Origin of the sequence: Mesorhizobium sp. M7A.F.Ca.US.005.03.2.1 (assembly GCF_003997795.1) — a bacterium.
GTDB classification, from domain to species: domain Bacteria; phylum Pseudomonadota; class Alphaproteobacteria; order Rhizobiales; family Rhizobiaceae; genus Mesorhizobium; species Mesorhizobium ciceri.
In genome coordinates, this window is the sequence record NZ_RZRP01000677.1 from 1 (window position 1) to 3506 (window position 3506).

A 3506-nucleotide genomic window follows, 5' to 3' on the forward strand; every position below is an offset into this window, starting at 1 on the left:
GCTTTTCGACCATGCTGATCCACCGCAACCCCGATTACATCGAAGCGGCCGGACGCGCCGCGGCGACGCTGGTGCGGGCGCGACTTTCAGGCAGCCAGGTCTAAAGCGCGACGCGCTTTAAGCCTTTGGTTTTATGCATGTCGTTGCCCTAAAACCGGGGCCACTTTTGGGGCAACGACATGCATTAGAAACCGAAAGCCAGCCATGCGGTGCCGGCGGCCAGCGTTATCAGCGTCAAAGGCAAGCCGACCTTGAAAAAAGCGCCGAACGACAGCGTCGTGCCGGCGGCGCGTGCCTGTTCGGCGACGATCAGGTTGGCGACCGAACCCAGCAGCGTGAAATTGCCGGCCAGCGTCGAGCTCATGGCGACGACCAGCCAGGCGCGCTCGGGGTTTTCGAGGCCGGGTATGAAGGGCCGCAGCGCCAGCACGGCCGGAACATTGCTCATGATGTTGGAAAGCACCGCGGTGAAGCCGGACAAGCGCCAGACGTCGTCCAGCCCGAGATTCCTGGCCGAAGCGATCATGTCGGGCGAAAGAAGCGTCTTTTCGGCGCCGGCGACGACAACGAACAGACCGGCGAACATGAACAGCAGCGGACCGTCGATCTCGCGGTAGATGCGCTCCGGCTTAATGGCCCGGGTAAGCAAGAGGATGGCGCCGCCGATGAGTGCGGCCTTGGCGACGGGCACGCCGGCGAAGAAGGCAATTGCCAGCCCGATGCAGACCACCACCGCCTTCAGCACCTGCCCCTTGTGCATGCGGCCCCGCGAGACCTCGGGCGTCAATTGGACGGTGCGGGCGAATTCGGCCCGGAAGACAATGCGGATGATGACAACGACCGCGACGAGGCCGAACAAAGCGACCGGAGCCAGCGCTGCCGAAAAGGCCGGATAGGAAATGCCCGACAGCGCGCCGATGACCATGTTTTGGGGATTGCCGGTGATGGTTGCGACGCTGCCGCAATTCGACGCGGTGGCGGTGGCGATCAGATAGGGGATCGGGTTGCGCTTGATCACACGGGTGACGTGGACGACGATCGGCGCCATGACGAGACAGATGGCGTCGTTGACCAGGAAGGCCGACAACACGCCGGTCAGCAGCGTCACCATCACCAAGAGCATGAAGGGCGCATGCGCGTGCTCGATGGCGACGGCGCCAAGGCCACGAAAGGCGCCCGACACTTTTAAATGCGCCACCACGATCATCATGCCGAGCAGAAGCGTGATGGTGTCGAAATTGATCGCCCGGTACGCATCCTCCATGCTGAGCGCGCCGATGGCGATCATCGCGGCCCCGCCGAGAAGCGCGATCCCTGCCCGGTCGAGGCGCAGGCCGGGGATGCGGCCAATGGCGACACCGGCGTAAGTCAGGATCAGGATCAGCAGTGCCGCCGCGCCCATCAATGTCATCGATAAGAAGTCCTGCCCAGTCTGTGGCACGCCGCTGGCTGTCGGCCCCATTCGTCCGCTTTGCGTGCCTGCTTTAGCGCGATGTCGAGATCGATGACAGCGGGCATGTTGTTGCGCCAAGGATGTCCCATGGCCCAAGGGATGACGTGCAGCTAGCGCAGGTAGAAATCCAGCCTCTGTCGCAAAGCTTGGGAAGAATAGATCTGCTCGACGGTCTGTCGTGCCTTGAGGCCCACTGCCGCCCGCAGCGCCGGGTCGGCTTTGAGATCGGCGAGGATGCGCGCCGCCTGCTGCGTCGTTTCGAACAAGAAACCGTTTTCGCCATGCCTGATATGGTCGGAATAACCGCCATATGAATGGCAGACCACGGGCAACCCGCAGGCCATCGCCTCGAACACCACGCGACCGAAGGTTTCCATATGCCAACCGGTGCGATAATAAAACACGTCGAGCGTCTGCAGAAACTCTTCGGCGGAAAATTGGCCGGGTGGGAACAGTTCGAGTTGCGGATGCGGCATGAGGCTGTCCTTGAGCCCTATCCCTCCCTGAATCCGCAAGGCAGTACCTTCGGCCAGCAATGTCTCGTAGAGGGGTATGTCATCGGGATGATGTTTGCCCGGCCCATCGCGGCTCAAGCGTCCGACGGTGAAGGGACGATCCGAACCCAGACGCCGTGGTGAAAAACGTTCGATATCGATCGGAGACGGATGCACGGTGCCATCGACTTGGAGCATCCGTCTCTGAAAATCGGAAATCAGCACCAGTTCGGCGTCGGGCCAGTTCAGCATGCGGGGCATGCGTCTCGTCAGCGAGATGATTTTCGGGTGAAAGGTATTGAAGACATAGATCAGCCGGCGCGGCCGCGGGATCAGGTAAGGCCATATCTTGTTGCGCCAATGAGAGCCGAGAAAGACGTAGGTACCGCCATTCGGTACATCCCACTTCGACAGCGAGACGCGGCGAATCGGGAAATTCCGCATCAACTCGCCGGACACGCTGGAGGAGGTTGCCCACAGATGCACCTCGGAATCGACACTCAACAGCCGGTACAGTTCCAGAGCTTCAAGGTCACTGCCACCGAAGGGGTCCTGAAAGCCGTTGAACAAATGGATCATAATAGCTGTGTTTACCTGACCGTTTCCGCATATGTTCGCCAGCATCAAAAATTATGATCGCTGTCGGCCGGAACGCTTGGAAACTCAGAGTCAAAACCGTTTCTGCCGACAACGAAACATCGCCAACGCGGGGGGAGTATACCGGCAAGCGGTTGCAGTCCATGGCCCATCGAGCCGGCATGCTGTCCGTAAGGATCGGATTCCTCGCGGCTGATTATAAGTATTTGGAAACATAGAAGGAGCGTCTGTTTCGAGAGCTTCCCGATCAGCCTTCTGCAAGTTTCGCCCGTCAATGCACGGTGGCGACGCCGGGCGCAGGCGCCGGAGACGTTCCGGCCGGATCGAAGCTGACTTGATCGCGTCCGTTCGACTTGGCCGTGTAAAGCCTTCTGTCGGCAGCGGAGAAGATTTCCTCATATGTGATCGGGCCGGTAAAGCTTGTGCCGCCGATGCTGACGGAAAGCGGACAAGGCCTGCCGCCGGGTGAGAATTCCATCTCCCTGATACGCCGGCGGATGCTTTCGGCAACCACCCAGGATTGCGAGGGATCCACGCCGGGCAGAAACACGCCGAATTCTTCGCCGCCGATGCGGCCGACGATATCGCTGCCACGCAGTTGCCCCTTGATCGCCTGCGCTATCAGTTTGAGCGCCTGATCGCCGCAATCGTGGCCCAGGCGGTCATTGATCGACTTGAAGTGGTCGGCGTCGATGATCAGCAACGCCCCCGAACGGGTCTGCTCCTGCTTGCGGGTCTGCTCGAGATAGGCTTCGACCAGCATCGAGAAGGCGCCACGGTTCAGCACCGCCGTCAGGCTGTCGGTCGCGGCGATGACGCTGAGATCGCGCTGCGCGATGGCCAGCTGGCGAATCTTCCACATCAGGAAAAACAGAAACGAGCCGCCCAGCACCAAAGGCAGCATCAGGTCGGTCATCTGCGCCCGCCACACGGCCTCGGGCGAAAGATAGGGAAAATTGAAG

The 3506-nt window shown here is 60.7% G+C and carries 3 protein-coding genes and 1 pseudogene; 1 reads left to right on the plus strand and 3 read right to left on the minus strand.

Annotation, left to right across the window (positions count from 1 at the left end):
* Positions 1-104: pseudogene (locus EN991_RS41150) on the plus strand (TetR family transcriptional regulator); the annotation flags it as partial.
* 80 nt (positions 105-184) lie between these two features.
* Here EN991_RS41150 and EN991_RS28135 read toward each other — a convergent pair.
* The 3 genes from EN991_RS28135 to EN991_RS28145 all read right to left on the minus strand — a co-directional run.
* On the minus strand, positions 185-1411 hold the full coding sequence (locus EN991_RS28135; protein WP_013532433.1) for an anion transporter: 1227 nt from the start codon (positions 1409-1411) through the stop codon (positions 185-187).
* Positions 1412-1563: 152 nt separating this feature from the next.
* A complete protein-coding gene (locus tag EN991_RS28140) occupies positions 1564-2526 on the minus strand; it encodes a glycosyltransferase (RefSeq protein ID WP_127369976.1) in 963 nt (320 codons plus the stop codon).
* Positions 2527-2815: 289 nt separating this feature from the next.
* The coding region (locus EN991_RS28145; RefSeq protein ID WP_164769418.1) for a GGDEF domain-containing protein at positions 2816-3506 on the minus strand (691 nt) is incomplete at its 5' end.

Excerpts from the sequence above, each read along its gene's own strand:
- EN991_RS28135 (WP_013532433.1), bottom strand. The coding sequence starts at position 1,411 with ATGACATTGATGGGCGCGGCGGCACTGCTGATCCTGATCCTGACTTAC.
- EN991_RS28140 (WP_127369976.1), bottom strand. The coding sequence starts at position 2,526 with ATGATCCATTTGTTCAACGGCTTTCAGGACCCCTTCGGTGGCAGTGAC.